Here is a 24,392-nt window from a genome sequence, read left to right as displayed (position 1 = left end):
GTAGGTTAACCTACATTCCTTCCAAAGAGAGAGTATTGGAAATATTTGCACCACCACAATTGACAGAGAGCCAGAATTTTTTGAAATAACTTTGTAGGAGGTGCAAAACATGGCGAAGTATATTATCCAGCGTTTAATATACATGTTCATAACGCTCTTTCTTATTGCTTCCGCCACCTTTTTCCTCATGAAATTTATGCCTGGGACTCCCTTCACTGCACAGGAAAAATTGACTGAGGCCCAACTCGAAATTTTGAACGAAAAATATGGATTAAATGATCCTCTTCCTGTTCAATATGCCAATTACATGTTGAACTTATTGAAGGGAGACCTAGGTACATCCTTCCAATTTGATAACCGCAGTGTCACTGATTTACTTATAGATCGAATTGGTCCTTCCGCCTTACTTGGTCTCCAAGCGATGATTGTAGGTACGATTTTAGGTGTTATTTTTGGGGTAGTTGCCGCTATAAAACAAAATACATGGTTGGATTATGGTAGTACGTTTTTAGCGGTACTAGGTAAATCGATTCCATCCTTCGTATTTGCGGCCCTTCTTCAATATTGGATTGGGGTTAAAGCCGGTTGGTTACCAGTAGCCTTCTGGGGCGAATTTAAACACACGATCATGCCAACGATTGCGTTATCCATCTTTCCGTTATCCATTGCAGCACGTTTTATGCGTACAGAGATGATTGAAGTTTTAAGCTCAGATTACATCTTGTTAGCACGTGCGAAAGGGGCAAACGGTTTCGAAATTGCCTTTAAACACGCATTTCGTAACGCCTTAATTCCATTGATTACAGTTTTAGGACCACTAGCTGTTGGTCTTTTAACGGGTTCACTTGTTATTGAGAAAATTTTCTCAATTCCAGGTCTTGGGGAACAATTCGTTAAGTCCATTATGGTACTTGACTTCCCTGTTATTATGGGAACAACGCTTTTGTTCGCGTTCTTATTAATCCTTATTATATTAATTGTCGATATTTTATACGGCGTCATTGACCCTCGAATTCGTTTAGCGGGAGGTAAGAAGTAATGAAAGCGACTGAAGAAAGAATTCCGAAAGAATTATTTGAACCCGCTCAAATTAACCAATTAAATAATGAAAAAATTGCGAAACCAAGTTTAAACTTTTGGCAAGATTCATGGTTACGTGTTCGTAAAAATAAAGGGGCCATTATAGCCTTGGTTGTGTTAATCTTTTTAACGTTTATGGCCTTTGTAGGACCGTATATGAACGATTACACTTTTGATGAACAAAACTTGGCCCATGCGAACTTACCTCCACGTGTACCAGTGTTAGAGAATTTCGGTATTTTAGATGGGACATCAGAGCGTAACGGCCAAACGTTTAATATGTATGAGCTTAAAGGAATTGAAGATTACTATTGGTTTGGTACTGATAGCCTTGGTCGTGATATTTTTACCCGTTTATGGAAAGGGACTCAAGTTTCCCTTTATATTGCAGTTGTTGCGACATTAATTGACGTATTCATCGGTGTAGCTTACGGAGGAATTTCGGCATATTACGGCGGACGTGTCGACAATATTATGCAGCGAATTCTTGAAATTCTTGCGGGAATTCCAAACTTAGTCATCGTCATTTTAATGATTCTCGTTTTAGAGCCGGGAATTACTTCGATTATACTTGCTTTAGCTTTAACTGGCTGGATAGGAATGGCTCGTGTCGTACGGGGACAAGTATTAAAACTGAAAAATCAAGAGTTCGTATTAGCGTCCAAAACACTTGGAGCCAGTGACGCGAAAATTATTTTTAAACACCTAATTCCAAACTTAGCGGGTATTATCATCATTAACACGATGTTTACGATTCCAAGTGCCATTTTCTTTGAAGCCTTTTTAAGCTTTATCGGACTTGGTTTACAACCTCCGTTAGCATCTTTAGGTACGCTAATTGATGATGGGTACAAGACAATGCAATTTTTACCACACGCATTGTTCTTCCCGGCATTAGTCCTCAGTTTATTATTGATTGCATTTAACTTATTAGCAGATGGATTACGCGATGCGTTTGATCCGAAAATGCGCGATTAAAAAGGCAGGTGATTGACGTGGAAAAAATTTTAGAAGTGAAAGATTTACACATTTCTTTCCATACGTTTGCCGGCGAAGTAAAGGCCATTCGTGGAGTTAACTTTGATTTATACAAAGGCGAAACGTTAGCGATTGTAGGGGAATCAGGTTCCGGTAAATCGGTAACAACGAAATCGATTATGCGTCTGTTACCTGAGCATAACTCGGAAATTAAAGGCGGACAAATTTTATTTGAAGGAAAAGATTTAGCAAAAGCATCGGAAAAAGAGATGCAAAAAATTCGCGGAAAAGACATTTCAATGATTTTCCAAGACCCAATGACATCACTGAACCCAACGATGACAGTTGGTAAACAAATTATGGAACCACTGTTAAAACACCAAAAATTAAGTAAAGCGGAAGCAAAACAACGGGCGATTGAATTGTTAAAGCTTGTCGGCATTCCGAAACCAGAAATTCGGTTTAAACAATATCCACACCAATTCTCTGGTGGAATGAGACAACGTGTTGTGATTGCGATTGCGCTAGCTTGTAATCCAAAAATATTAATTGCCGATGAACCAACTACGGCTCTTGACGTAACGATTCAAGCGCAAATTCTTGATCTGATGAAAGACTTACAAAAGAAAATTGATACGTCCATTATTTTTATCACCCACGACTTAGGGGTTGTAGCGAACGTTGCTGATCGTGTAGCTGTTATGTACGGCGGACGTATTGTTGAAATTGGAACAGTAGATGAAATTTTCTATAATCCGAAACATCCTTACACATGGGGACTCATTAGCTCCATGCCAAGCTTAGATACAAAAGATGATGAACTATATGCTATTCCAGGTTCACCACCTGACTTACTTGAACCTCCGAAAGGGGATGCGTTTGCTCCGCGAAATGAATATGCGTTAAAAATTGATTTAGAAAAACAGCCGCCAATGTTCAAAGTGTCGGATACTCATTATGCAGCCACATGGTTACTACATCCAGATGCACCAAAAGTGGAACCGCCAGAAGCGGTGAAGAAGCGGATGCAACAGTTTAAAGCAAACAGCACATCTCCCAAAAAGGAGGGGAACTAACTGATGGAGCAAAGAGAAAAGTTACTCGAAATTAAAAATTTAAAGCAATATTTTAACGTGGGAAAACCAAACGAAGTACGGGCGGTTGACGACATTTCCTTTGATATTTATAAAGGAGAAACATTAGGACTCGTTGGTGAGTCCGGTTGTGGAAAATCAACGACTGGGCGTACGATTATTCGTCTGTATGATGCGACAGATGGAGAAGTTCTATTCAAAGGAAAAAACGTACATGGTAAAAAATCTCGTGCGGAATTGAAAGAATTTAACCGTAAGATGCAGATGATTTTCCAAGACCCTTACGCATCGTTAAACCCACGGATGAAGGTGGCTGATATTATTGCCGAGGGTATTGATATTCATGGGCTAGCGAAATCGAAAGAAGAACGGATGGAAAAAGTTTATCAACTGTTAGAAACAGTTGGATTGAACCGTGAGCACGCCAACCGTTACCCACACGAATTCTCTGGCGGTCAACGGCAACGGATCGGAATTGCCCGCGCATTAGCGGTTGAACCTGAATTCATTATTGCGGACGAGCCAATATCTGCCCTTGACGTATCCATCCAGGCCCAAGTCGTTAACTTAATGAAAAAACTCCAAAAAGAAAAAGGGTTAACCTATTTATTCATTGCTCACGATTTATCGATGGTAAAATATATTAGTGACCGTATTGGGGTAATGTATTTTGGTAAATTAGTAGAGTTAGCACCAAGTGATGAGCTGTACAACAATCCAATTCATCCATATACTCAAGCATTGTTATCAGCCATTCCGTTACCAGATCCAGAATACGAGCGCTCCCGTAAACGGAAAATTTATGATCCAAGCATTCATAACTACAAAGAAGGCGAAGAAGTGAAAATGCGTGAAGTGAAACCAGGTCACTTCGTCTACTGTTCAGAATCAGAATTTGAAATGTATAAACGTAAATACGGTCAATAATAGCGATCTCCCTCATATGGGGATCGCTTTATTCTTTTTTTCGAGTGTATCATTTTGCTACAATGACTTTTCTTTTTAGAAATAGTTAAGGTATGAACAATAAGTGAATACATTTATTAAAAGGAGGTGAACGGTTGTAAGCAATTTCCTCGGAAATTCGACAAAAATTTAATAACTTCATTTTTCTCATCTGTAATTACTGATAGAATAATAGTAAATACTGACAAAATATACGTCTGAGAGGAGATTCATAGGTGGTTACCATCAAACGATTAACCTTTTTTCTCGTCATCGTGCTTATTCTGTCCCTTTCTACACCTGTTTTCGGGACACAAACGAACCTCATCCACACTGAAAGAAAACATGGCCCGTTGACGAAACAATGGGAACAACCTTTAAAACGGTTTGTGTATGATTCGGGATTGACGTTTCAATATCCAGATGCCGTCCGAGGAATTTATGTAACGGGACATTCAGCCGGGGGCAACCGTTTTCAAGAACTCATTCAGCTTATTGAATCAAGTGATTTAAATGCCATGGTAATTGATATTAAAGACGATTGGGGCAATTTAACATATGTTCCAAGTGAGAATTCTCCTTTTTATGACATTGGACAAAATTATATAAAAGATCCAAAAGCATTATTAAAAACGTTAGAAGAAAAACAAATTTATCCGATCGCCCGTATCGTCGTCTTTAAAGATTCGGTATTATCACGTAAAAAGCCGGAGTGGTCCTTTGTCAATCAAAATCAAGTATGGAAAAATGGGCGTGGGGAGTCGTTTGTAAATCCATTCGTCAAAGATGTTTGGAATTATAACGTACAAATTGCTATAGAAGCAGCAAAAATGGGATTTCAAGAAATTCAATTTGATTACGTACGGTTCCCAGAAGGATTTGAAAAACGTGATAAAATTTTGACATACAGTATGGGTGACTATGAACAAATCGAGCTAGATAATGTTCAAAAACGAGTAAAAGCGGTCACCGATTTTGTGGCCTATGCAAAAAAACAGCTAGAACCTTATGGTGTAAAGGTTTCCGTCGATATTTTCGGATATACGGCTACTCTACCAGAAGCGCCTGGCATTGGACAAAATTTCTCCAAAATATCAGAACATGTTGATGTGATTTCTTCGATGATTTATCCAAGTCATTGGACTTCGTATTTTGGCATTAGTAAACCTGACTTAGAGCCATATCGACTAGTAAGCGAGTATGCAAAAGTAGAGAATGAAAAATTAAGTCAACTCGAATCCCCGCCAATCTCGCGTCCATGGATTCAAGATTTTACCGCCTCTTGGTTAGGGAAAGGTAATTATCAAGTGTATGGAAAAGAAGAAGTGGAAGCCCAAATACGTGCGTTACATGATCATGGTATACAAGAGTTTTTAATTTGGAATGCAGGTAACCATTATACACCAGGAGTCGATTATACGCCTTAAATGCAACAAATCTCCCTTGAATGGGAGATTTGTTGTTTATTTCCGAAAAAAACGGGTATAACATGAATGTCATTTACGTAAGCGATGAATTTTGTTCCAATTTTGTTGCGTTCTTTTTGTTTGCACGATGAACTCTCTTGATGAAGAACGGCTGAACAACCATTCTCCTAAAGAGTTCGTTATTACACCTAAAAAAGCTGTAATCCCTACAATAAAAATCGTTAATAAAAGTAATTCAATGACGATGCCCACGTAATACCCCCTCCATTTTTCTTGTTCATTTTATTTGTATGAAGGTTGTACAGAATGAAATGCTAGCGAGGGAAAAATAATAATCAAATGGAAGAAAAGGGAGTTGAGTGTATGCATTGGTATGAAAAATTAAGTCAATATTTCCCGATTGAAGAAATGAAGTCGAGGGAACATATGGAAACTTTACTAAAGGAAAGAGGCGAAATTTATCATAAAGACGAAGGGCCAAATCATGTTTTGATGTATGCAGAATTAGATGATTTTATTTTTATTGATTATTTATTTGTTTCTAAAAATGCTCGTGGTCAAGGATTAGGACACCAATTGATTGAAAAATTAAAAAAGAAAGGAAAACCGATTATCTTAGAAGTTGAGCCTTTAGACTATGAAGATTCCGATACCGAAAAACGGTTACGTTTTTATAAACGTGAAGGTTTTGAGCACGCGTCCAGCATTGGATATCGTCGTCGATCGCTTGCAACAAACAAAATTAACGAAATGGAAATTTTATATTGGGCACCGAATAATGAACCGGAAGAGCTTGTTTATGAAGCGATGAAAAAAACGTACGAAATGATTCATACCTATAAAGATGAGGACTTATATGGAGAATCATACCAACCTGTAGAAGAAGTATTGACATTTGAGGAAAACCGCCAAAAGGATATTTTAGAGGAAATTTAAATAAAAAATGAAACCTTTTTGCATTATATTTCGTATAACTTAATAGAATGAAAAATGTGTTTGTTGTAGGGTGGAATTGCATAAAAGGAAATGTGAAATTTTTATTAAAACTATATCTTTAGTTCGCTAAATAGTATATAATAAACTATATAGATTTTTTATTTATAGTAATTATAAATAAAAAATGATTTTGACATCTTCGTTCAGTCGATTCACATATATTTTCTTTTAAGGAGAGTGATGCATGATGGTAACATTGTACACAACACCAAGTTGCACATCATGTCGTAAAGCAAAAGCATGGCTTGAAGAACATGGAATTCCTTACAAAGAACGTAACATTTTTTCTGAGCCATTAACGATCGATGAAATTAAGGAAATTTTACGTATGACGGAGGATGGAACGGACGAAATTATTTCCACACGTTCCAAGGCGTTTCAAAAGCTAAACATCGATTTAGATACACTTCCACTACAAGACTTATTTGAATTAATTCAAAATAATCCAGGTTTATTGCGCCGTCCGATTATTATGGATGAAAAGCGTTTACAAGTGGGATATAATGAAGATGAAATTCGTCGTTTCTTACCAAGAAAAGTACGTACGTTCCAGTTACTCGAAGCACAAAAAATGGTAAACTAAGTCCCGTTTGAGCTGACAGTTAAAGTGTCAGCTCTTTTTTTACATTAAAAGCATACATCCACGAACTTCAGAAGAAAATATACGTAATATTTATAAATTTCTGGCTTGAATTTGCACTTATTTTTCGTTAAAATGATGTGACAATACTAGTGATAGGCAGACGTTGATTTTAGAAATGGGAAGATATTTTGTTTCCATTTCATTAATTTTTATCATAAAATAGAATTACCAACATCAATAGTGCTCAAGTCTCACAGTTTCCGTTCTTAATTGGGGTGTTCAATCCCTTCATTACTTTCTAACGGAAGGGAGAGGTGTACAATGGAAATCGAACGCATTAACGAAAACACCGTTAAGTTTTACATTTCATACGTTGATATAGAAGAGCGCGGCTTTGACCGTGAAGAGATTTGGTATAATCGGGAACGGAGCGAAGAACTATTCTGGGAAATGATGGATGAAATTCATCAAGAAGAAGATTTTACGTTTGAAGGTCCACTATGGATTCAAGTGCAAGCGTTGGAAAAAGGACTAGAAGTGGTAGTGACCAAAGCACAAATTTCGAAAGATGGTCAGCGATTTGAACTTCCGATTCCTGAAGATAAACTGCGAGACTTTCCTGTTGACGAGCGCATTGAGCAGTTTTTGGATGAACATTTCCATATCGAATCTGAAACAGATGATGAAACGTTAGATTTTACGTTAATGTTTCAAGATTTTGAGCACGTGTTAGCTTTAGCAAAACGCCCCCGTCTTGAGCAATTAAAAACGAAGCTATTCTCGTTTGAAAATAAATACTTTCTTCAAGTCGAGTTTCCAGAGGGTACGTTCGAAGAAGATGAAATTGACGACATTTTAAGTATTTTACTCGAATACGGACAAGAATCACCAGTAACTGTTCATCGTTTAGAAGAATACGGGAAAGTGATTATTTCTGAAAATGTATTCGAACAATTAAATAACTATTTCTCTTCATAAAAGGTTGTCTTGGCATGTGACAACCTTTTTTCTTTGTACATACTACTTACGTTTTTCTCCCAATTTTTATGAAAATAAGGTATATTTCTAAAAGGAAGACATGTTGATTTTGGTTGGGCAGGTGTTTATATGAGAAACACGGTACGGGTGATCATCTTCTTATTATTATTAATCGGCATTTATTTGATTTTTCAAAATCAATTTCCATCTGAATTACTAAAATATTTTAGTTTGTTTATTTCTTTTTCCGTTTTGTTTATTAGTTTTTTAATTTTCTTAGAAAATCGTCATCCCGCCCAAACATTAACTTGGCTGGTGGTGTTAGGGAGCTTTCCGCTAGTTGGCTTTATTTTTTACCTTTTGTTTGGGCGCAACTATCGGAAAGAACGGATTTTTCGAAAAAAATACATTTTAGACCAAGAAGCGTATAGTAAATATGAACGAATCGATGAACGAGCGGAAGAAAAAATTCATCAATTAGGAAAACATCAACAAAAACTGTTCCGTCTTGCCCATCGTTTAGGAAATAGCCCAATTTCATTTGCAACGGAAACGAAAGTTTTAACAAACGGTCAAGAAACGTTTGATCACATTTTACAAGAGCTAGAAAAAGCGAGACATCACATCCATTTAGAATATTATATTGTTCGCCACGATGGCATTGGAACCAAAATTAAAGACATTTTGATTAGAAAAGCTCGTTCGGGAGTGACCGTTCGTTTTTTATATGACGCCGTCGGTTCGTGGAAACTTTCTTCTGCTTATATTCAAGAATTACGGGATGCTGGGGTCGAAATGGTACCGTTTGGTCCTGTTAAGTTACCATTTTTAAATAATAAGTTTAATTTCCGCAATCACCGTAAAATTATTGTTATTGACGGCAATATTGGTTTTGTCGGTGGCTTGAATATCGGTGACGAGTATTTAGGGTTAAATGAACATTTTGGCTTTTGGCGAGATACGCATTTAATGGTGAAGGGGGAAGCCGTTCGCACCCTGCAGCTCATCTTTTTACAAGATTGGTATTACATGACGAACGATAGCTTCTTTTCACCAGGTTATTTGTCTCCTAATCCAGTCCCTGTTCAAGACAGTGGGGGAGTTCAGTTAATTGCAGGAGGGCCGGATAACGAATGGAGTGTTTTGAAAAATATTTTCTTTTCTATGATCACATCAGCAGAAAAGTCCGTTTGGATTGCTTCTCCATACTTTATTCCAGATGAAGATATTTTTTCTGCGTTAAAAATTGCGGCGTTAAGCGGGATTGACGTCCGGTTGTTAGTCCCGAAGCGTCCTGATAAACGAATTGTATTTTACGCATCGAGGTCGTATTTTCCGGAAATGCTTGAAGCCGGTGTAAAAATATACGAATATAATAAAGGATTTTTGCATAGTAAAATTATGATTGTTGATGAAGAATTAGCATCGATTGGTACATCTAATATGGATATGCGAAGCTTCCATTTAAATTTTGAGGTAAATGCCTTTTTATATCGTACCAATAGTACGCAAACATTAGTGAACGACTTTTTAAATGACTTACAAAATGCTGATGAAATTGATTACGAACAGTTTAAAAAACGATCGCTTTTTCATCGAATTGTCGAATCAACTTCCCGTTTGCTGTCCCCTCTTTTATAATAAAGAGGGGATTCCCTTTTTTTAGATTAAAGGAGGCGATTGATTGATTACTGCTAAGACGAATGATGGTACAAGTATTACCGTTCATCCTGGGATGAAACGAGACAAGTTATTCCGCTTAAGAAAGAAGTATTCCTTTTATTGTCCAGGGTGCCACGAGCCAGTTATGTTAAAAATAGGTCAAGTGAAAAGTCCTCATTTTGCTCACGTAAGAAAAAGGTGTGATTGTTGGAGTGAAGGAGAAACTGACCAGCATTTGCAAGGAAAATGGCTTCTTTATCAATGGCTTCAATCCCAAAACGATCATGTCTATTTAGAGAAGGCCATTGGACAGACAAGACAACGCCCCGATCTTTTCATTTCCTCCCATTCTTCGTATGCTATTGAATATCAATGTGCGACCATTCCTATTTCTATTTTTATCACTCGTACGAATCAATATAACCAACTAGGCATTTGCCCGGTTTGGATTTATGGGCATCCTTTAACAGAAATCGCACGTTTTCCCGAAATGGTTCGTTTGAATCGATTTCAGTCCCTGTTTGTCCAATACGATGAGTACGCAGGATTTTGGTTATGTACGTTTTCCCCAGACACGCAATCCTTTATTTTTTATACCCATTTACTTTCTATTACCTCTCACAAAGTGTTTACAAAAAAGATGACGGTTCCCCTTACAAGGGCGACCTTTCCTATTCATCCGCCTTCAAGTCTTCCGTCTCTATCCGCATTATATGATCACTGGTTTCAAGAAAGGCGTTACATGCTGCAAGAACGTATTCGTTATCCACACCGAACCGATTCCTTCTTACAATTTTTATCTAAAAAGCAAACGACCGTATGGACATTACCTCTCGTCGTTGGACTTCCTTTACGTGAAAATTTGATGTTTACGCCATCTGTGCTCGATTGGCAAGGATATCTTTATTTTTCCCTCATACATCAAAGAAAAAAAGGAGAAGTATGTTTCGTTCAAGAGGGTACAAAGGTACTGCAAATGTGTTTAAAGAGAAAATGGTTACATCAACGTTCCATGCCGCTTGTTTCGTACTCATTGAACAAAGCAGTCGTTTCCTATTTCAATGTGCTCACTCATTTACATGTTTTAAAAAGGGAGACGAAAGAGGTCTATCGAATCATTGACAAACCAAAAATACCGTATACCCTTTTGGAATTGGAGAAACTAGAAAAAGATATTGCTCATCGCTTGTCCAAACGCATCACGCATCCTTTTTGACATTAGTAGATTGGAACGAAATAATAGTAAAAGATGAAAGGATTTTGTGAAAATATCAAGAATTGTTTAAAGACAGAATAATTTTCCAATGGAGGGTGTCTATGGCAAACGAAACCAAAGTAAAACAATTACCAAAGCGACATGAAGTCCCTGAAGATTTAACATGGAGACTAGAAGATATTTTTGCAAGCGACGAGGAATGGGAAAAAGAATATCAGAGTGTGGCTAACGAAATTCAAAAAGCAGAACAATTTAAAGGAACTCTAATCGAAAGTGCGGAGCGGCTACTCGAAGCTCTTCAATTTCAAGACAAGATTTCTGAAAGAACAGGGAAATTGTACGTGTATGCCCATATGCGTTACGATCAAGATACAACGAATACGTTCTATCAAGGTTTAGATGACCGTGCGAAATATTTATATAGCCAACTTTCCAGTGCGTTATCGTTTATGGTTCCTGAAATTTTATCGATCCCGGAAGAACGCTTAAAACAATTTATTGCCCAAAATGAAGATTTGAAGCTATACGAGCATGCATTAGAAGAAATTACACGCAAGCGGCCACATGTATTATCTGCTGAGCAAGAAGAAATGCTTGCAGAAGCATCCCAAGCACTCAATGCATCAAGTCAAACGTTTGGTATGCTCAATAACGCAGATTTGGAATTTCCGACTATTAAGGATGAAAACGGAGAAGAAGTTCAACTTTCCCACGGACGATTTATTCAGTTTATGCAAAGCGAGGATCGACGGGTTCGTCAAGATGCGTTTAAAGCAATGTATGACACGTACGGCAAGTTTAAAAATACGTTTGCTAGCACGCTAAGCGGGGCAGTGAAAAAAGATAATTTTTATGCGAAAGTACGCAATTATGAGTCCGCACGTCAAGCTGCTCTTTCAGAAAATAACATTCCGGAAAAAGTATATGACAATTTAGTCGAAACCATTAATAAGCATCTTCCGTTATTACACCGGTACATTTCATTACGCAAAAAAGTGCTTGGTGTCGATGAACTTCATATGTACGATGTGTATACACCGCTTGTGAAAGAATCGAAAATGAAAGTTACATATGAAGAAGCAAAAGAGTATCTGTTGAAGGGACTTGCCCCATTAGGCGAAGAATATATAAATATCGTAAAAGAAGGACTAGAAAATCGCTGGGTCGATGTAGTTGAAAACGTCGGGAAACGCAGTGGGGCGTATTCATCCGGAACGTATGGAACGAATCCGTATATTTTAATGAACTGGCAGGACGATATGAATAATCTATTTACGTTAGTTCACGAATTTGGACATAGTGTCCATAGCTATTTAACGAGAAAGTATCAACCGTACACGTACGGACATTATTCGATTTTTGTCGCTGAAGTTGCTTCTACTTGTAACGAAAACTTATTAAATGATTACTTATTAAAGACTGTAACGAATGAAAAGCACCGCTTATACTTATTAAACCATTATTTAGACGATTTCCGAGCAACCGTCTTCCGTCAAACAATGTTTGCCGAATTCGAACAATTGATTCATGAGAAAGCGCAACGTGGAGAGGCGTTAACCGCCGAGTTACTGACAAAAGAATATTACGAATTAAATAAAAAATATTTCGGTCCTGATATGGTCGTTGACGAAGAAATTGGCTTGGAGTGGGCCCGTATTCCACACTTCTATTACAATTTCTACGTTTATCAATACGCGACAGGTTTTAGTGCCGCAACCGCTCTTAGCAAACAAATTTTAGAAGAAGGTGAGCCAGCTGTTACCCGATATATTGATTTCTTAAAGGCTGGATGCTCTGATTATCCAATCGAAGTGTTGAAAAAAGCTGGGGTGGACATGACAACGTCCCAACCGATTGAGGAAGCATGTCAAGTATTTGAGCAACGGCTAAATGAATTAGAAAGCTTGTTATCTTAAATGAAATGATACTAACGTGAAAAAGGAGAACACGAAGGTATAAGTGTTCTCCTTTTTTAACGAAATCCTCTAAACCGTTTCCGCTCATTAAAATAATAGAAGAATAGTAAAAATGAAAGAAGCAATAGTGGTGAAGTGAGATAAATAGGAATTAAATTTAATAAGCCGAGGATGTGTAATCCAAATGAAAAAACGATCAATAAGATCATGAAACTAAGCATGATTTTTTTCATGAAAACCGTCCTCCATTAGGATGTTAGGAGTATTAATATATGTGTCGGAAATAAAAATATGACAATATTGTGAAATAAAAAACAAAGTGTTGCAAAAATTTGTCGAGATATGTTATATTTTATTCGTGAGGTTGATCACAAGCAAACATATACCCCTTTGTTTGACCGTGAAAAATTTCTCCCATCCCCTTTGTTCGTAGAAAGAAACACCCTAGCCTCAAAGGCTAGGGTGTTTCTATTTATTATTTTCATATCATTTTTTTCGAATACTAGTACTCGTTTTGTTTGTCCCCATTATAACGCCAAAATGTGCCGTACTTCGCAGGTATTCGTTCGACTTTATTCTGAAGGACCCATTTTTTCATTTCTCGTTCGGCCTCTGCCATGGAAAGATCGTAGACGACTGAAATTTCTTTTGTTGCAACAAGTTTAAAGTGTTGTAAAAACATTTCCAACGGTGGTTTTGGTAGTGGTTCTAGCTTTTTCCCTAACATTTCCTCTAATATCGTGACGTATATATCATACGGATAAATGCCTGAAATTTTTAAACCCTCATCCTCAATGTTTTCATTAAAAAAGACGAGTGTTGGAATTTCGTCTACTTCCATTTCCGAGGTGATTTTTAAGTCACATTGAAAGGCTTTGGCTGCACTTTCTGAATGAAGGTCCTTTTTAAATTCCGTAACATCCAGACCAGCTTTTGTTGCCACTTCCACTAAAATATTGATATCAGAAATGTTTTGCTTACCTAAAAAGACATATTCTTGAAGAATACGTTGAAATTTCAATCCATACTTACGTCCTTGCAGCTCTGCTGCCTTAATTGCAATGGACGCAATAAACGGTGACTCAATTGGATTTTCCAACCATAAGCTTCCATCACAGGACATTCCGGAACGGCTAGCCGTTCGTTCCCAAATTTCAGCGATATTTTCATGATGCTTGCGAGCTGTTATGTTCAACCTAGCTAAATTTCCGCTCAACACGTGTTTTAGGCGAAAGTATTGTCCATATTCAATATGGAGTTTTTTAATGTATGGTTCCAATGCCCAACATTCCGGGCAAAGAGGATCTATAAAGAAATAAATCTCGATTGGCTTGTTATCAGAATTTGTACAAAAAGTCAAATGGCTCAATGTGGCTCACCTTCATGTTCAGGTTGATTCACCATATGATGAGCGGTTAATGTAAACCGTTGCATTAAATACTCCTTTAATGGACCCGAAATTTCCACTTCGTCTAACGCCTCATTCATGCAAGCTAGCCAGGCATTCGCACGTTTTGGCGTAATTGGGAAAGGTAAATGGCGCGCCCGAAGCATCGGATGACCATATCGCTCAGAATAAAGCGGCGGTCCACCTAAAAATTGGGTTAAAAACAATTTTTGTTTTTGGGCTGTATTCGTTAAGTCGTCCGGGAAAATAGGCGATAAGTCCGGATGAGCTTTGACTCGACGATAGAAGGCATCAACGAGCATCGAGAGTTTTTGTTCACCGATTAACTGATACGGCGTGTCTACTTTCTCGACCATTTAAAAAACTCCTTTTAGTCAATTTTGTATGTCCTATTTTAGCAATGCCCATTTTATATCTCAAACATAATGCTTAATTGAAGGGCAACTCCCATTATACTGAGACAACATGTAAAAGAAAAACGTCAATTTAAGACACGCTTAAATTGACGTTTCATCTCTAGGCTAAAAATGCTTCTTTTACTTTTTGCACATATGCGATCGTTTCTTTAAACGGAGGAATTCCTCCATGTTTTTTCACATTTCCAGGACCAGCGTTGTATGCCGCTAATGCTAAATCTAAATCTCCATTAAATTGGTCTAATAGCTGACGTAAGTATTTTGTACCAGCCATTATATTTTGTTCAGGATCAAAGATGTTGGTTACTCCGAGCGCTTTAGCGGTAGACGGCATGAGCTGCATGTATCCAGATGCCCCCGCACGGCTTACGGCCATTGGATTAAAATTCGATTCATGTTGAATAATGGCCTTTATTAATTTTTTAGGTACATTATACGTTTGGGCAGCTTTTTGAATCAGCGTTTCGACATTTTTATGTAAAATGATCCATTTATTAGTCGGCATGACAGGAAGCGGTCTCTTCCTTTTTGTCATTGCCGGAGTGGTTGGTTCATCATTTTTTAGCCATTCTGCAAAGACGGAAGCAAAGCTGTCCGTTGCATAACTGTTTTCGATTGGAGCGGACCGAAAGCTACGTATTGCTTGAATTTGTAGAAGTGCTTGAAGCTGTTGAATATTCATCGTCTACTTCCTTTCCTCCGTTCGGTCAGCTTGAAGCTGACGATATTTCTCCTCGTAGAATCGTCTTACTTTGTTTTTCGGTGGACGAGTAGGAATCGCCAATTGTTGCAGTAATTTGTCAAAAGCTTGTTTTCCGCTTACAGGATCTGTCACTTCGTATTCTATCTCAAAATCTTCCTTCGATAAATAGTAGCTATGGTCTAGGACAAGTAGCCCGTTTTTATATGTAAGCTCCGCTCGATCTGTACTTAACGTTCCAAAATGCTTGATCGTAGATAAGGATATGTTCATTTTTTCTAATTCATGCGCAACTTCTCCAGCCATAAATTTTCCTTCAGTAAGCATCGCTTCAGCTGCATCTTTTGTCAGCGGTTCATTAGTTTCTAAAAGTCCATTTGGATGCGGCTGTTTTAACGTCAATTCAAATGCTCCGTTTTTTTCGCGAATACGTAAAGCAGCCCCTTTCTCTTTCAAGTCAAATGAAGGGGTGTCAAAATAATGATTATGCTGAGTGATAAAAGCAGAGGGAGGAACTTGAAAAAAATCAACGAGTCGATCAAACTCCACTTTTGTTAGCATATTTTTAAATTCGATTTCTACTTCTTTCGTCAACGCGATTCGTCCTTTCTCTATTCTTCTAGCTTTATTATCTATTTTGAAAAAGAAAACATCAATATTTAGAAGAATAAAGGGGGAGTATGTTAAAATAAATAAGGATATGAAAGTGGAAGGGGTATTTTCATGAGAAAAAAGGTACATATTCAAACAGCAACCATTGAAAACTCAACATTAACATTACAACCAACAGAACCGGTCTCATTGAATGATATGGTGCCTTCTGGACAAATGATTGTTGATTCGGACGAATTAGCGTTCGTTTATTTAGTAAAGGAGCAAAATGAGTATACATATATTTATTTACACGAAACGATTTGGTCTCAGCTCAAAGAAGCGATGGAACAACAGCTTCAAGTCAAAATCGTAAGTAATCACGAAGAACTCGTGCTTGAAAATGCGGTTGAAGAATTACAGTACTTAGTGGCCAATATCGAAGGAAACGGCAATTATGGGGAAAAAATGGTCGAAAAAGTAGAACATATTTTTCTTGGAAAATAGGGGATTTGTTGAGGTGGTCATCGGTGAAACATTGGGATTTATTTTTGGCGCCGTATAAACAAGCGGTCGAAGAATTAAAAGTAAAATTAAAAGGAATGCGTGCCCAATTCGAATTAAATAACGTCCATTCGCCGATCGAGTTTGTGACAGGAAGAGTCAAACCGATTGCGAGTATTTTAGATAAAGCGAATCAAAAAGGAATTCCGTTAGATAAATTAGAAACGGAAATGCAAGATATTGCTGGGCTACGAATGATGTGTCAATTTGTTGACGATATTAAAAAAGTTGTAGAATTGCTTCGAATGCGAAATGATTTCCGTATCGTGGAAGAGCGCGATTACATTTCTCATAAAAAGCCGAGCGGATATCGTTCGTATCATGTCGTCATTGAATATCCTGTGCAGACGATTTATGGGGAGAAAAAAATTTTGGCGGAAATTCAAATTCGTACGCTAGCAATGAATTTCTGGGCGACGATTGAACATTCGTTAAATTATAAATATAAAGGTCAATTCCCAGAAGAAATCAAAACGAGATTGCAACGAGCTGCGGAAGCCGCATTCCTATTGGACGAAGAAATGTCGCAAATTCGGGAAGAAATTCAAGAGGCACAAGCATTTTTTACAAAGAAAAAAGAAAAAAATGAACAAGACAAATTAAAAAGTAACGATTAATCTTCTAGCAATCTAATGAAAAGGGTGGCGTACGATGAGATTTTCCATCACATCCAAAGGAGACTCTAAATCGAATACGTTGATGCATAAAATGCGAACGTATCTCCAAGATTTTGATTTAATTTATGATGAAGATCAACCAGATATTGTGATTTCTGTAGGTGGAGACGGAACACTTTTATATGCGTTTCACCGGTATAGCTCCCGCTTAGATAAAACTGCTTTCGTTGGGGTGCATACCGGCCATTTAGGCTTTTATGCAGATTGGGTGCCTGAAGAAATCGAAAAACTAGTCATTGCGATTGCGAAAACCCCGTATCAAATCATTGAATATCCGTTACTAGAAGTGATCATTAGATACCAACATGGGGGGAAAGAATCGCGGTATTTAGCATTAAACGAGTCGACAGTCAAAAGTGTCGAAGGAACCCTAGTGATGGACGTAGAAATTCGTGGGCAACACTTTGAGCGATTCCGCGGAGACGGACTGTGTATATCTACCCCATCAGGAAGTACGGCCTACAATAAAGCGCTCGGGGGAGCGATTATTCACCCGTCATTACAAGCCATTCAAATTGCTGAAATGGCTTCCATTAATAATAAAGTGTTCCGTACAATAGGTTCACCGCTTATATTACCTGCCCATCATACGTGTATGTTAAAACCGGTCTATGGTCCGGATTTTCTCATTACGATTGACCATTTGACGTTATTACATAAAGATGTGAAATCAATTCAGTTTCGGGTGGCTGATGAAAAAATCCGGTTTGCCAGATTTCGACCGTTCCCTTTTTGGAAACGAGTGCACGATTCCTTCATAGCGGATGAATAATAACATGAAAGGTCGTTGTCAATGAGTCCTTTTACTTTATCGTGGGTCATACGTAAGAATGAACAAAATCAATTGATACGGGATTTTTTACTACAACACCATATTTCCAAAACCACTCTAACTGCCATTAAATTTAAAGGTGGAAAGATTACGGTCAACGGTATCGAACAAAATGTTCGCTACCGATTGCAAGAAGGCGATCAATTAACGGTGACCTTTCCCCATGAGCAAACGACGGTCAAGGGGGAGGACATTCCCCTCCAAATTTGTTATGAAGATCGGGATGTGCTGGTAATCAATAAGCCTCCGCACATGAATACCATCCCTTCCCGGGAGCATCCTTCAGGGAGTTTAGCTAACGCAATTATAGGTTACTATGAAAAAATAGGATACGAAGCAACGGTCCATGTCGTGACGCGACTTGACCGGGATACGTCGGGGTTAGTGTTAGTGGCAAAACATCGATATGTTCATCATTTATTCAGTCAATTGCAGCAAAGAGGAAAGGTAAAACGGACTTATCAAGCATTTGTCGAAGGAACGTTGAAAACGAAAAAAGGAACGATTGAAGCACCGATTGGAAGAAAAGACACCAGTATCATTGAACGAGAAGTACGAGAAGATGGGCAATATGCATGCACACATTACGAAGTCATTGCGGAAAAAAGAACCGCCTCTCATGTTCAACTTCGGTTAGAAACAGGGAGAACGCACCAAATTCGGGTACACATGTCTTATCTTGGACACCCATTGCTAGGAGATGAATTATACGGAGGTTCTCGGAAATATATTCATCGACAAGCACTCCATTGTAGTGAGTTGTCTTTTTATCACCCGTTAAAAGAAGACATTCTTTCGTTTCGCGCTCCCATTCCGGAAGACATGCTTACAGCGTGGAAGGAATGTGAATAAGGACGAGCCAAATGAACGGTTCGTCCTTTTTTGTTATCCGATCGATTTAAATTTTTCTGGAACATACGGCATAGAAGAAAGGACGCTTACGGTTTCTAACTCAGGATAACGTAAAGCGGTGAGTTTCCCACCAAATACACAGCCTGTATCAATGTTGACCGTTCGATTCACCCATCGAGGTTCTTTCACGGGTGTATGACCATACACAATAAGTGCCTTTCCATGATACGATTGAGCCCAATCTCTCCGGATGGGCGTTCCATCAGGATGCGTTTCCCCTGTAATATCACCGTATAAGACAAACGTTTGAATTCGCTTATTTGTTCGACCGATATCTTTTTCTTTTATGCCTGCGTGAGCGATGACCAGTTTATGATCATCTAGTACATGATAAAGGGGAGATTGTTCGTACAGCTCCATATATTTTTTTTTGATTTCCTTTTGTTTTTCAGGCGGTAGGGCGGTAAATTCAGCGACGGTCGTTTCTAACCCATGTGTAATTTGGACATTCCTTCCTAAAAAATACCGATAAAGCTTGTTGCAATGATTTCCAGGAGCATAGAAGGCGAGGTTGTTTTTCCAAAGCTTGTACACCGTTTTTACCACTTTTAATGAGTGGGGGCCACGATCCGTTAAATCGCCTACAAATGCTAATTTTCTCCCAAAAGGATGAATCGGATATCCGCTTTGCCAATCGTAACCGAGCATTTTTGTCAGTTCGTAAAATTCATCCCAACAACCGTGGATATCTCCAATAATATCGACTTTCATGGTGTCCTCCTAAAAAGTTTTGTTAAATTCATCTATTTTTCTTGCGTTTTCTTTCTTTTTCCTTTAAAAAGGTAAATAAAGTGTCAAAGTCAAAGGTAGAATTTTATATAAGGACTGGTTGAGATTTGTTAGTATATAAAGGTCTTCCATTTTAAGTATAGCCTTTTTGGTGTAGGAAAACGGAATAAAAAGTATTATGTTTTTTATAAAAAGATGGTATAATCGACAGAAGTTCTTTTGCAATCCCCATCGAACATAAAGATGTGAGAGGAAAGAATCAGCATATAGTAATACAAATCGTTTGTCAAAAAAGTATGGGAAAAGAAGTAGGGAAAGGAGAATGGGGATGGAGCAACATGCATCAGTTACATCACTCGTTATCGTTATTTTAGTGGCCTTCATCACGCCCATTTTGTTACATCGATTAAAATTAAACGCTATTCCTGTCGTGATTGCAGAAATTATTATGGGTTTGTTTATCGGAAAAAGTGGATTTGACCTTGTCGAACCTGACATGTGGCTAGAGACATTATCTACTCTCGGATTCATTTTTTTAATGTTTTTAAGTGGGTTAGAAATTGATTTCTCGGCTTTTTCGAACGGGAAAAAACGAGAAAAATTACCGAATGGAAAAGAAGAACCGAACCGTTTTCTCGTTTCAATGATCGTCTTTATTGGAATTTTTCTTGTGTCATTAGCGTTGTCATACGTGTTTGTTCTGTTAGGTCTTATAGATAACGTCTTATTAATGACCATAATTATTTCCACCATTTCTCTTGGTGTGGTCGTACCAACGTTAAAAGAAGCACATATTATGAAGTCACCTATTGGTCAAACGATTTTGCTTATTGCGGTGATTGCTGATTTAGTGACGATGATCTTACTCGCTTTGTTCGTGTCGTTAAATGATACTGGACACGGTAATATGTTTTTATTACTTCTTTTGTTTGGAGCGTGTGTTTTCTTCTATATCTTTGCCAAACGATTCCGAAACAAAAAATTTATGGAGAAGTTATCAGCTGGAACCGTTCAAATCGATACACGGGCCATTTTTGCCTTAATTACGTTATTCGTTGCTTTATCCGAATCGGTTGGTGCGGAAAACATTTTGGGAGCCTTTTTAGCTGGTGTTCTCGTTTCGCTTTTATCACCGAACCCGGATTTGGTGCATAAATTAGATTCTTTTGGCTACGGATTTTTAATTCCGATATTCTTCGTAATGGTCGGTGTTGAGTTAGACTTATGGTCAATGTTAAGTAACAAAAAAATGCTCATGTTGATTCCGTTACTTTTACTTGCGTTCTTTATTTCGAAATGGATTCCAGCCTTGATTTTAAGAAGATGGTATGATTGGAAAGTGGTTCACGCATCCGCCTTTTTATTAACTTCCACATTATCATTAGTCATCGCAGCGGCAAAAATTGCTGAGCGGATGGGAGTCATTACACCGGAAATAAGCGGAACGTTAATTTTAGTTGCGGTTATCGCATGTGTGATTACACCGATTATGTTTAAAAAATTGTTCCCACTTGAAGAGGAAGTGGTGACAAAAATCAAAGTGGCCATTGTTGGAGCGAACCAATTGACCATGCCGGTTTATCGCGAACTAAAATCGTCGTTATATGAACCGATGTTGTATCACACTAAACAAGATAAATCCAATCAAATCATCTCCGATTCATTATTTCATATTGAAGAAATTGATGATTACGAAATTGAAACGCTCCAAAAGGAAGGAATTTTTGAAGCCGAAATTGTCGTTATTTCTACGGGTGACGAAGAACGAAACGCTACCCTTGCCGTAGCCGCTAAAGAACAAGGTGTCGAACGTGTCATTGCCCGCATTGAAAGCCCAGATTTAGAAGAGTCATTGCGTGAGCAGGACGTCGAAGTATTCTCTGTCTTTTTATCAACGAAAGCGTTATTACGTGCCCTTATTGAATCACCAAGTGTAATCAATATTTTAACGAACCAAGAAACAAGCCTATATGAAATAAATATGCGAAATCATTTGTTTGAAGGCATGACGTTACGAAAATTCCCGTTTACGGGCGATGTCATCTTTGTCCGCATTTTCCGTGGGAAAGATTCCATTGTTCCGCACGGAGATACGGAACTTCATATGGGCGATCGACTCATTGTAACAGGATCGAAAGAATATGTCGATGAACTGAAGCGCGAGCTCGAATTTTGTGAGAAATGTTAGTATTGAAAGAGGTCTCTCCGTTACAGGGAGAGGCCTTTTTCTTTGTAAATGAACATATCCTACTTGGATTTCCGGATAAAACCAATTGATTTTCGTTCTTCTCTTTTCAAATCCCCTAATTTCGGTTAAAATTATGACTAGGTACTAATAACAGATGAAAATAGGAGGAGTTTTATGACCCTATCGTTAAAAGGAAAAACGTTTGTTGTTATGGGTGTAGCGAATAAACGTAGTATTGCTTGGGGGATTGCCCGATCCTTACATAATGCTGGAGCACGATTAATTTTTACGTATGCAGGTGAACGTCTCGAAAAAAGTGTTCGTGACTTAGTTGAAACGTTAGAAGGAAACGACTCACTTGTATTACCATGCGATGTAACGAATGATGAAGAAATTGCAGCATGCTTTGCCACCATCAAAGAACACGTAGGGAAAATTGATGGAATTGCTCATTGTATTGCGTTTGCGAACAAGGAAGAACTGCAAGGCGAGTATATGAATACAACAAGAGAAGGTTTCTTATTAGCTCATAATATTAGCTCGTACTCTTTAACGGCTGTTGCTAAAGCAGCGAAGGAGTTAATGTCAGAAGGCGGAAGCATCGTGACATTAACTTACCTTGGCGGTGAGCGTGTCGTAACGAACTACAATGTTATGGGTGTAGCGAAAGCTTCGTTAGAGGCAAGTGTTAAATATTTAGCCAACGATTTAGGGAAATACGGTATTCGTGTTAATGCGATTTCAGCTGGACCGATTCGTACGTTAAGTGCGAAAGGGGTAAGTGATTTCAATAGCATTTTAAAAGAAATTGAAGAGCGTGCTCCGCTTCGTCGTACAACTACGCAAGAAGAAGTTGGCGATACAGCGTTATTCTTATTCAGTAATTTATCTCGTGGAATTACAGGGGAAACGATTCACGTAGACTCTGGTTACCATATTTTAGCACGATAAAACAAAGGCTGACTCGAATATAAAAAAACGAGTCAGCCTTTGTTATTTCAAGGAGGTAGGTCATGACTATGACAGTATCAATAAATTATCAATCAATATTTTGTAAAGTTATTTTTAAAATTTGCTCCTCCATACACGAATTAAATATTTATGAAACGTCCGCTTTATCCTTGCATACATTTAGATGAGGGAATTTTATTTGGAGGTGACATTAATGGGAAAAGAATCGAATGAGCCAAAAAAACCGCTACTTTATATTCAGCAACCATCTTTACAATTAGTAAAACCAAAAATGCAAGATATGTTTAAAACAAGAGCCAATGAAAAATCGGTAAAAGAATCAAAAAAAAAGCAGAAAAAACAAGCAGATCAAACTAAGGAAGTCAGCTCATTAGTCGGTACTCTTGATGAGCCGAAGGAAAAACAAGATGAAAACGAACAAGTAGAACAACCAAGAGAGGATCGGTTTGGACTTTACAGGGTTCGTCATGTCAAACCGTTCAAAGAGCTATCAGTTGTAGAAAAAATCGACTATTTATCTCGTTTTCCGAGCTTAATTGCTCCATTGCCATGCGAATTTGTAACAAAGAATGGTTCCGTTAAAGGGATTCTCTATCGTCGAAATAACGATCAAATAATCATTCGTATGTTCAACGGGGAAACGAAAGACATCCCGCTGTCTCAAATAAAAAATATCCATATGATTGGGCAAAGAAATTAACCAGCCGATACATTTTATTTGGCTGGTTTCCTTCCGTTATTCGTAATTGTCCATAAACACAACGGCCACGCAAGGAATCGTACAAAAAGCAACGTCGATCAACAGTAATTTTATTTTTATGAAATCAACTACATTAGATTCTTTATCAAGATTAATGCATCATTCATCATTCTCAGTTACTAATTCACCTACCTTATGACTTTTAGTGAATGAGCTAATACACGAAGTAGAGCACAATAGAAAGGGGCGCAATTATGCATGTTTCCTGGTTGTTCCTATTCATATTAAGTTTTGCAGTGTTTCGGATGACTCGGCTCCTCGTTTTTGACCGTATAACTGAATTTATCCGAGCCCCTTTTTTTGAAGAAATAAAAGAGAGAGATGAAAACGGGGAATGGGAAACGTATCTTGTGCCGAAAAAAGGGGGGATTCGTGGATTTATCGGTGAATTGCTAAGTTGCTATTGGTGTATGGGAATTTGGGTGACGGGCTTTGTTCTTGCTGCCTATTGGTGGTATCCAACCATATCGTTTCCGTTCATTCTTCTTTTTTGTATTGCTGGCTTAGCCGCTCTTATTGAGTCTGTATTGCAACATTGGTTCAATTAGGTCATGCATAAAGAACAATATCTGTATGTGTGCAACATATAGTAGAAAAGAGCAGTCTTTTACATGAGAGAGGAGAAAGGTAATGATACAAAAACCGGTTAAAGTACAGAAAAATAGTACCACCGTTAAACATCCGAAAACAAAAAAAGGTGGATGTGGCTGCGGAAAAAAGAAAAAAACATACCGTAGCTTCTTTCGATATTAAACTCGGCTCATGCCG

General features: G+C 38.0%; 27 protein-coding genes. 20 read left to right on the top strand and 7 right to left on the bottom strand.

Annotation, left to right across the window (positions count from 1 at the left end):
* Positions 1–109: 109 nt before the first annotated feature.
* The 5 genes from opp3b to ABES52_RS01900 all read left to right on the top strand — a co-directional run bounded on the left by opp3b (position 110) and on the right by ABES52_RS01900 (position 5,524).
* Entirely contained in the window at positions 110–1,039 is a 930-nt protein-coding gene (opp3b, locus tag ABES52_RS01920) for an oligopeptide ABC transporter permease (protein WP_429648368.1), read from the top strand.
* On the top strand, positions 1,039–2,058 hold the full coding sequence (gene opp3C, locus ABES52_RS01915; protein WP_429648366.1) for an oligopeptide ABC transporter permease: 1,020 nt from the start codon (positions 1,039–1,041) through the stop codon (positions 2,056–2,058). Before opp3b ends, opp3C begins: the two co-directional genes overlap by 1 nt.
* Positions 2,059–2,075: 17 nt before the next feature.
* Positions 2,076–3,134 carry an ABC transporter ATP-binding protein gene (locus ABES52_RS01910; RefSeq protein ID WP_429648364.1) on the top strand — a complete coding sequence of 353 codons (1,059 nt, stop codon included), beginning with the start codon at positions 2,076–2,078 and terminating at the stop codon, positions 3,132–3,134.
* 3 nt (positions 3,135–3,137) lie between these two features.
* A complete protein-coding gene (locus ABES52_RS01905) occupies positions 3,138–4,079 on the top strand; it encodes an ABC transporter ATP-binding protein (RefSeq protein WP_429648362.1) in 942 nt (313 codons plus the stop codon).
* Between the two features lie 263 nt (positions 4,080–4,342).
* Positions 4,343–5,524, top strand: coding sequence for a putative glycoside hydrolase (locus tag ABES52_RS01900; RefSeq protein ID WP_429648382.1), 1,182 nt, complete (start codon positions 4,343–4,345; stop codon positions 5,522–5,524).
* 69 nt (positions 5,525–5,593) lie between these two features.
* Here ABES52_RS01900 and ABES52_RS01895 read toward each other — a convergent pair whose 3' ends face one another.
* Positions 5,594–5,776, bottom strand: a complete 183-nt coding sequence (locus ABES52_RS01895) for a hypothetical protein (RefSeq protein WP_429648360.1) — start codon at positions 5,774–5,776, stop codon at positions 5,594–5,596.
* A gap of 111 nt (positions 5,777–5,887) precedes the next feature.
* Between ABES52_RS01895 and ABES52_RS01890 the strand changes: the two genes are divergently transcribed.
* From ABES52_RS01890 to pepF, 6 genes are all read left to right on the top strand, one after another.
* Positions 5,888–6,460, top strand: a complete 573-nt coding sequence (locus ABES52_RS01890; protein WP_429648358.1) for a GNAT family N-acetyltransferase — start codon at positions 5,888–5,890, stop codon at positions 6,458–6,460.
* 247 nt (positions 6,461–6,707) lie between these two features.
* Positions 6,708–7,103: a transcriptional regulator SpxA gene (gene spxA / locus ABES52_RS01885; RefSeq protein ID WP_429648380.1), complete on the top strand. Its 396-nt coding sequence runs from the start codon at positions 6,708–6,710 to the stop codon at positions 7,101–7,103.
* A 321-nt stretch (positions 7,104–7,424) separates the two neighbouring features.
* Positions 7,425–8,081: an adaptor protein MecA gene (gene mecA, locus ABES52_RS01880; protein WP_429648357.1), complete on the top strand. Its 657-nt coding sequence runs from the start codon at positions 7,425–7,427 to the stop codon at positions 8,079–8,081.
* 129 nt (positions 8,082–8,210) lie between these two features.
* Positions 8,211–9,722: a cardiolipin synthase gene (gene cls, locus ABES52_RS01875; protein WP_429648355.1), complete on the top strand. Its 1,512-nt coding sequence runs from the start codon at positions 8,211–8,213 to the stop codon at positions 9,720–9,722.
* A gap of 43 nt (positions 9,723–9,765) precedes the next feature.
* Entirely contained in the window at positions 9,766–10,959 is a 1,194-nt protein-coding gene (locus tag ABES52_RS01870) for a competence protein CoiA (protein ID WP_429648353.1), read from the top strand.
* A 101-nt stretch (positions 10,960–11,060) separates the two neighbouring features.
* Complete coding sequence (pepF, locus tag ABES52_RS01865) at positions 11,061–12,875, top strand: oligoendopeptidase F (protein WP_429648351.1); 1,815 nt, start codon at positions 11,061–11,063, stop codon at positions 12,873–12,875.
* Positions 12,876–12,931: 56 nt separating this feature from the next.
* On the opposite strand, the gene ABES52_RS01860 is transcribed toward pepF, so the two are convergent.
* The 5 genes from ABES52_RS01860 to ABES52_RS01840 form a co-directional block, all read right to left on the bottom strand.
* Positions 12,932–13,108, bottom strand: coding sequence for a hypothetical protein (locus tag ABES52_RS01860; protein WP_429648349.1), 177 nt, complete (start codon positions 13,106–13,108; stop codon positions 12,932–12,934).
* Positions 13,109–13,377: 269 nt separating this feature from the next.
* On the bottom strand, positions 13,378–14,244 hold the full coding sequence (locus ABES52_RS01855) for a ClpXP adapter SpxH family protein (protein WP_429648348.1): 867 nt from the start codon (positions 14,242–14,244) through the stop codon (positions 13,378–13,380).
* Positions 14,241–14,639 (bottom strand): globin domain-containing protein, encoded by a 399-nt coding sequence (locus ABES52_RS01850; RefSeq protein WP_429648346.1) that lies wholly within the window; start codon positions 14,637–14,639, stop codon positions 14,241–14,243. Before ABES52_RS01850 ends, ABES52_RS01855 begins: the two co-directional genes overlap by 4 nt.
* Before the next feature lie 160 nt (positions 14,640–14,799).
* A complete protein-coding gene (locus tag ABES52_RS01845) occupies positions 14,800–15,381 on the bottom strand; it encodes a lytic transglycosylase domain-containing protein (RefSeq protein WP_429648344.1) in 582 nt (193 codons plus the stop codon).
* Between the two features lie 3 nt (positions 15,382–15,384).
* On the bottom strand, positions 15,385–15,993 hold the full coding sequence (locus ABES52_RS01840) for a CYTH domain-containing protein (RefSeq protein ID WP_429648342.1): 609 nt from the start codon (positions 15,991–15,993) through the stop codon (positions 15,385–15,387).
* 129 nt (positions 15,994–16,122) lie between these two features.
* Here ABES52_RS01840 and ABES52_RS01835 point away from each other — a divergent pair, with 129 nt between their 5' ends.
* Genes ABES52_RS01835 through ABES52_RS01820 form a run of 4 tightly spaced genes read left to right on the top strand, consistent with a single transcriptional unit; the run spans position 16,123 to position 18,915 of the window.
* Complete coding sequence (locus tag ABES52_RS01835; RefSeq protein WP_429648341.1) at positions 16,123–16,497, top strand: UPF0738 family protein; 375 nt, start codon at positions 16,123–16,125, stop codon at positions 16,495–16,497.
* Positions 16,498–16,520: 23 nt separating this feature from the next.
* Positions 16,521–17,171: a GTP diphosphokinase gene (yjbM, locus tag ABES52_RS01830; RefSeq protein ID WP_429648339.1), complete on the top strand. Its 651-nt coding sequence runs from the start codon at positions 16,521–16,523 to the stop codon at positions 17,169–17,171.
* 34 nt (positions 17,172–17,205) lie between these two features.
* Positions 17,206–18,003 carry an NAD kinase gene (locus ABES52_RS01825; protein WP_429648337.1) on the top strand — a complete coding sequence of 266 codons (798 nt, stop codon included), beginning with the start codon at positions 17,206–17,208 and terminating at the stop codon, positions 18,001–18,003.
* Positions 18,004–18,024: 21 nt separating this feature from the next.
* Entirely contained in the window at positions 18,025–18,915 is an 891-nt protein-coding gene (locus ABES52_RS01820) for an RluA family pseudouridine synthase (protein ID WP_429648335.1), read from the top strand.
* 33 nt (positions 18,916–18,948) lie between these two features.
* On the opposite strand, the gene prpE is transcribed toward ABES52_RS01820, so the two are convergent.
* The gene (gene prpE / locus ABES52_RS01815; protein WP_429648334.1) at positions 18,949–19,686 is read right to left on the bottom strand and encodes a bis(5'-nucleosyl)-tetraphosphatase PrpE; all 738 of its coding nucleotides are present in this window, start codon (positions 19,684–19,686) and stop codon (positions 18,949–18,951) included.
* A 346-nt stretch (positions 19,687–20,032) separates the two neighbouring features.
* On the opposite strand from prpE, the gene ABES52_RS01810 reads away from it, so the two are divergent.
* The 5 genes from ABES52_RS01810 (at position 20,033) to ABES52_RS01790 (ending at position 24,377) form a co-directional block, all read left to right on the top strand.
* Positions 20,033–21,892: a monovalent cation:proton antiporter family protein gene (locus tag ABES52_RS01810; RefSeq protein ID WP_429648332.1), complete on the top strand. Its 1,860-nt coding sequence runs from the start codon at positions 20,033–20,035 to the stop codon at positions 21,890–21,892.
* Between the two features lie 174 nt (positions 21,893–22,066).
* On the top strand, positions 22,067–22,843 hold the full coding sequence (fabI, locus tag ABES52_RS01805; protein WP_429648330.1) for an enoyl-ACP reductase FabI: 777 nt from the start codon (positions 22,067–22,069) through the stop codon (positions 22,841–22,843).
* Positions 22,844–23,057: 214 nt separating this feature from the next.
* Positions 23,058–23,564: a CotO family spore coat protein gene (locus ABES52_RS01800; RefSeq protein WP_429648329.1), complete on the top strand. Its 507-nt coding sequence runs from the start codon at positions 23,058–23,060 to the stop codon at positions 23,562–23,564.
* Between the two features lie 254 nt (positions 23,565–23,818).
* Complete coding sequence (locus ABES52_RS01795) at positions 23,819–24,172, top strand: DUF1360 domain-containing protein (protein ID WP_429648327.1); 354 nt, start codon at positions 23,819–23,821, stop codon at positions 24,170–24,172.
* A gap of 82 nt (positions 24,173–24,254) precedes the next feature.
* Positions 24,255–24,377, top strand: coding sequence for a hypothetical protein (locus ABES52_RS01790; RefSeq protein ID WP_429648325.1), 123 nt, complete (start codon positions 24,255–24,257; stop codon positions 24,375–24,377).
* Positions 24,378–24,392 lie beyond the last annotated feature (15 nt).

This window comes from Aeribacillus pallidus, assembly GCF_050478865.1.
Lineage (GTDB): Bacteria > Bacillota > Bacilli > Bacillales > JACDOC01 > JACDOC01.
This window is presented reverse-complemented; position numbering and strand designations above follow the sequence as displayed.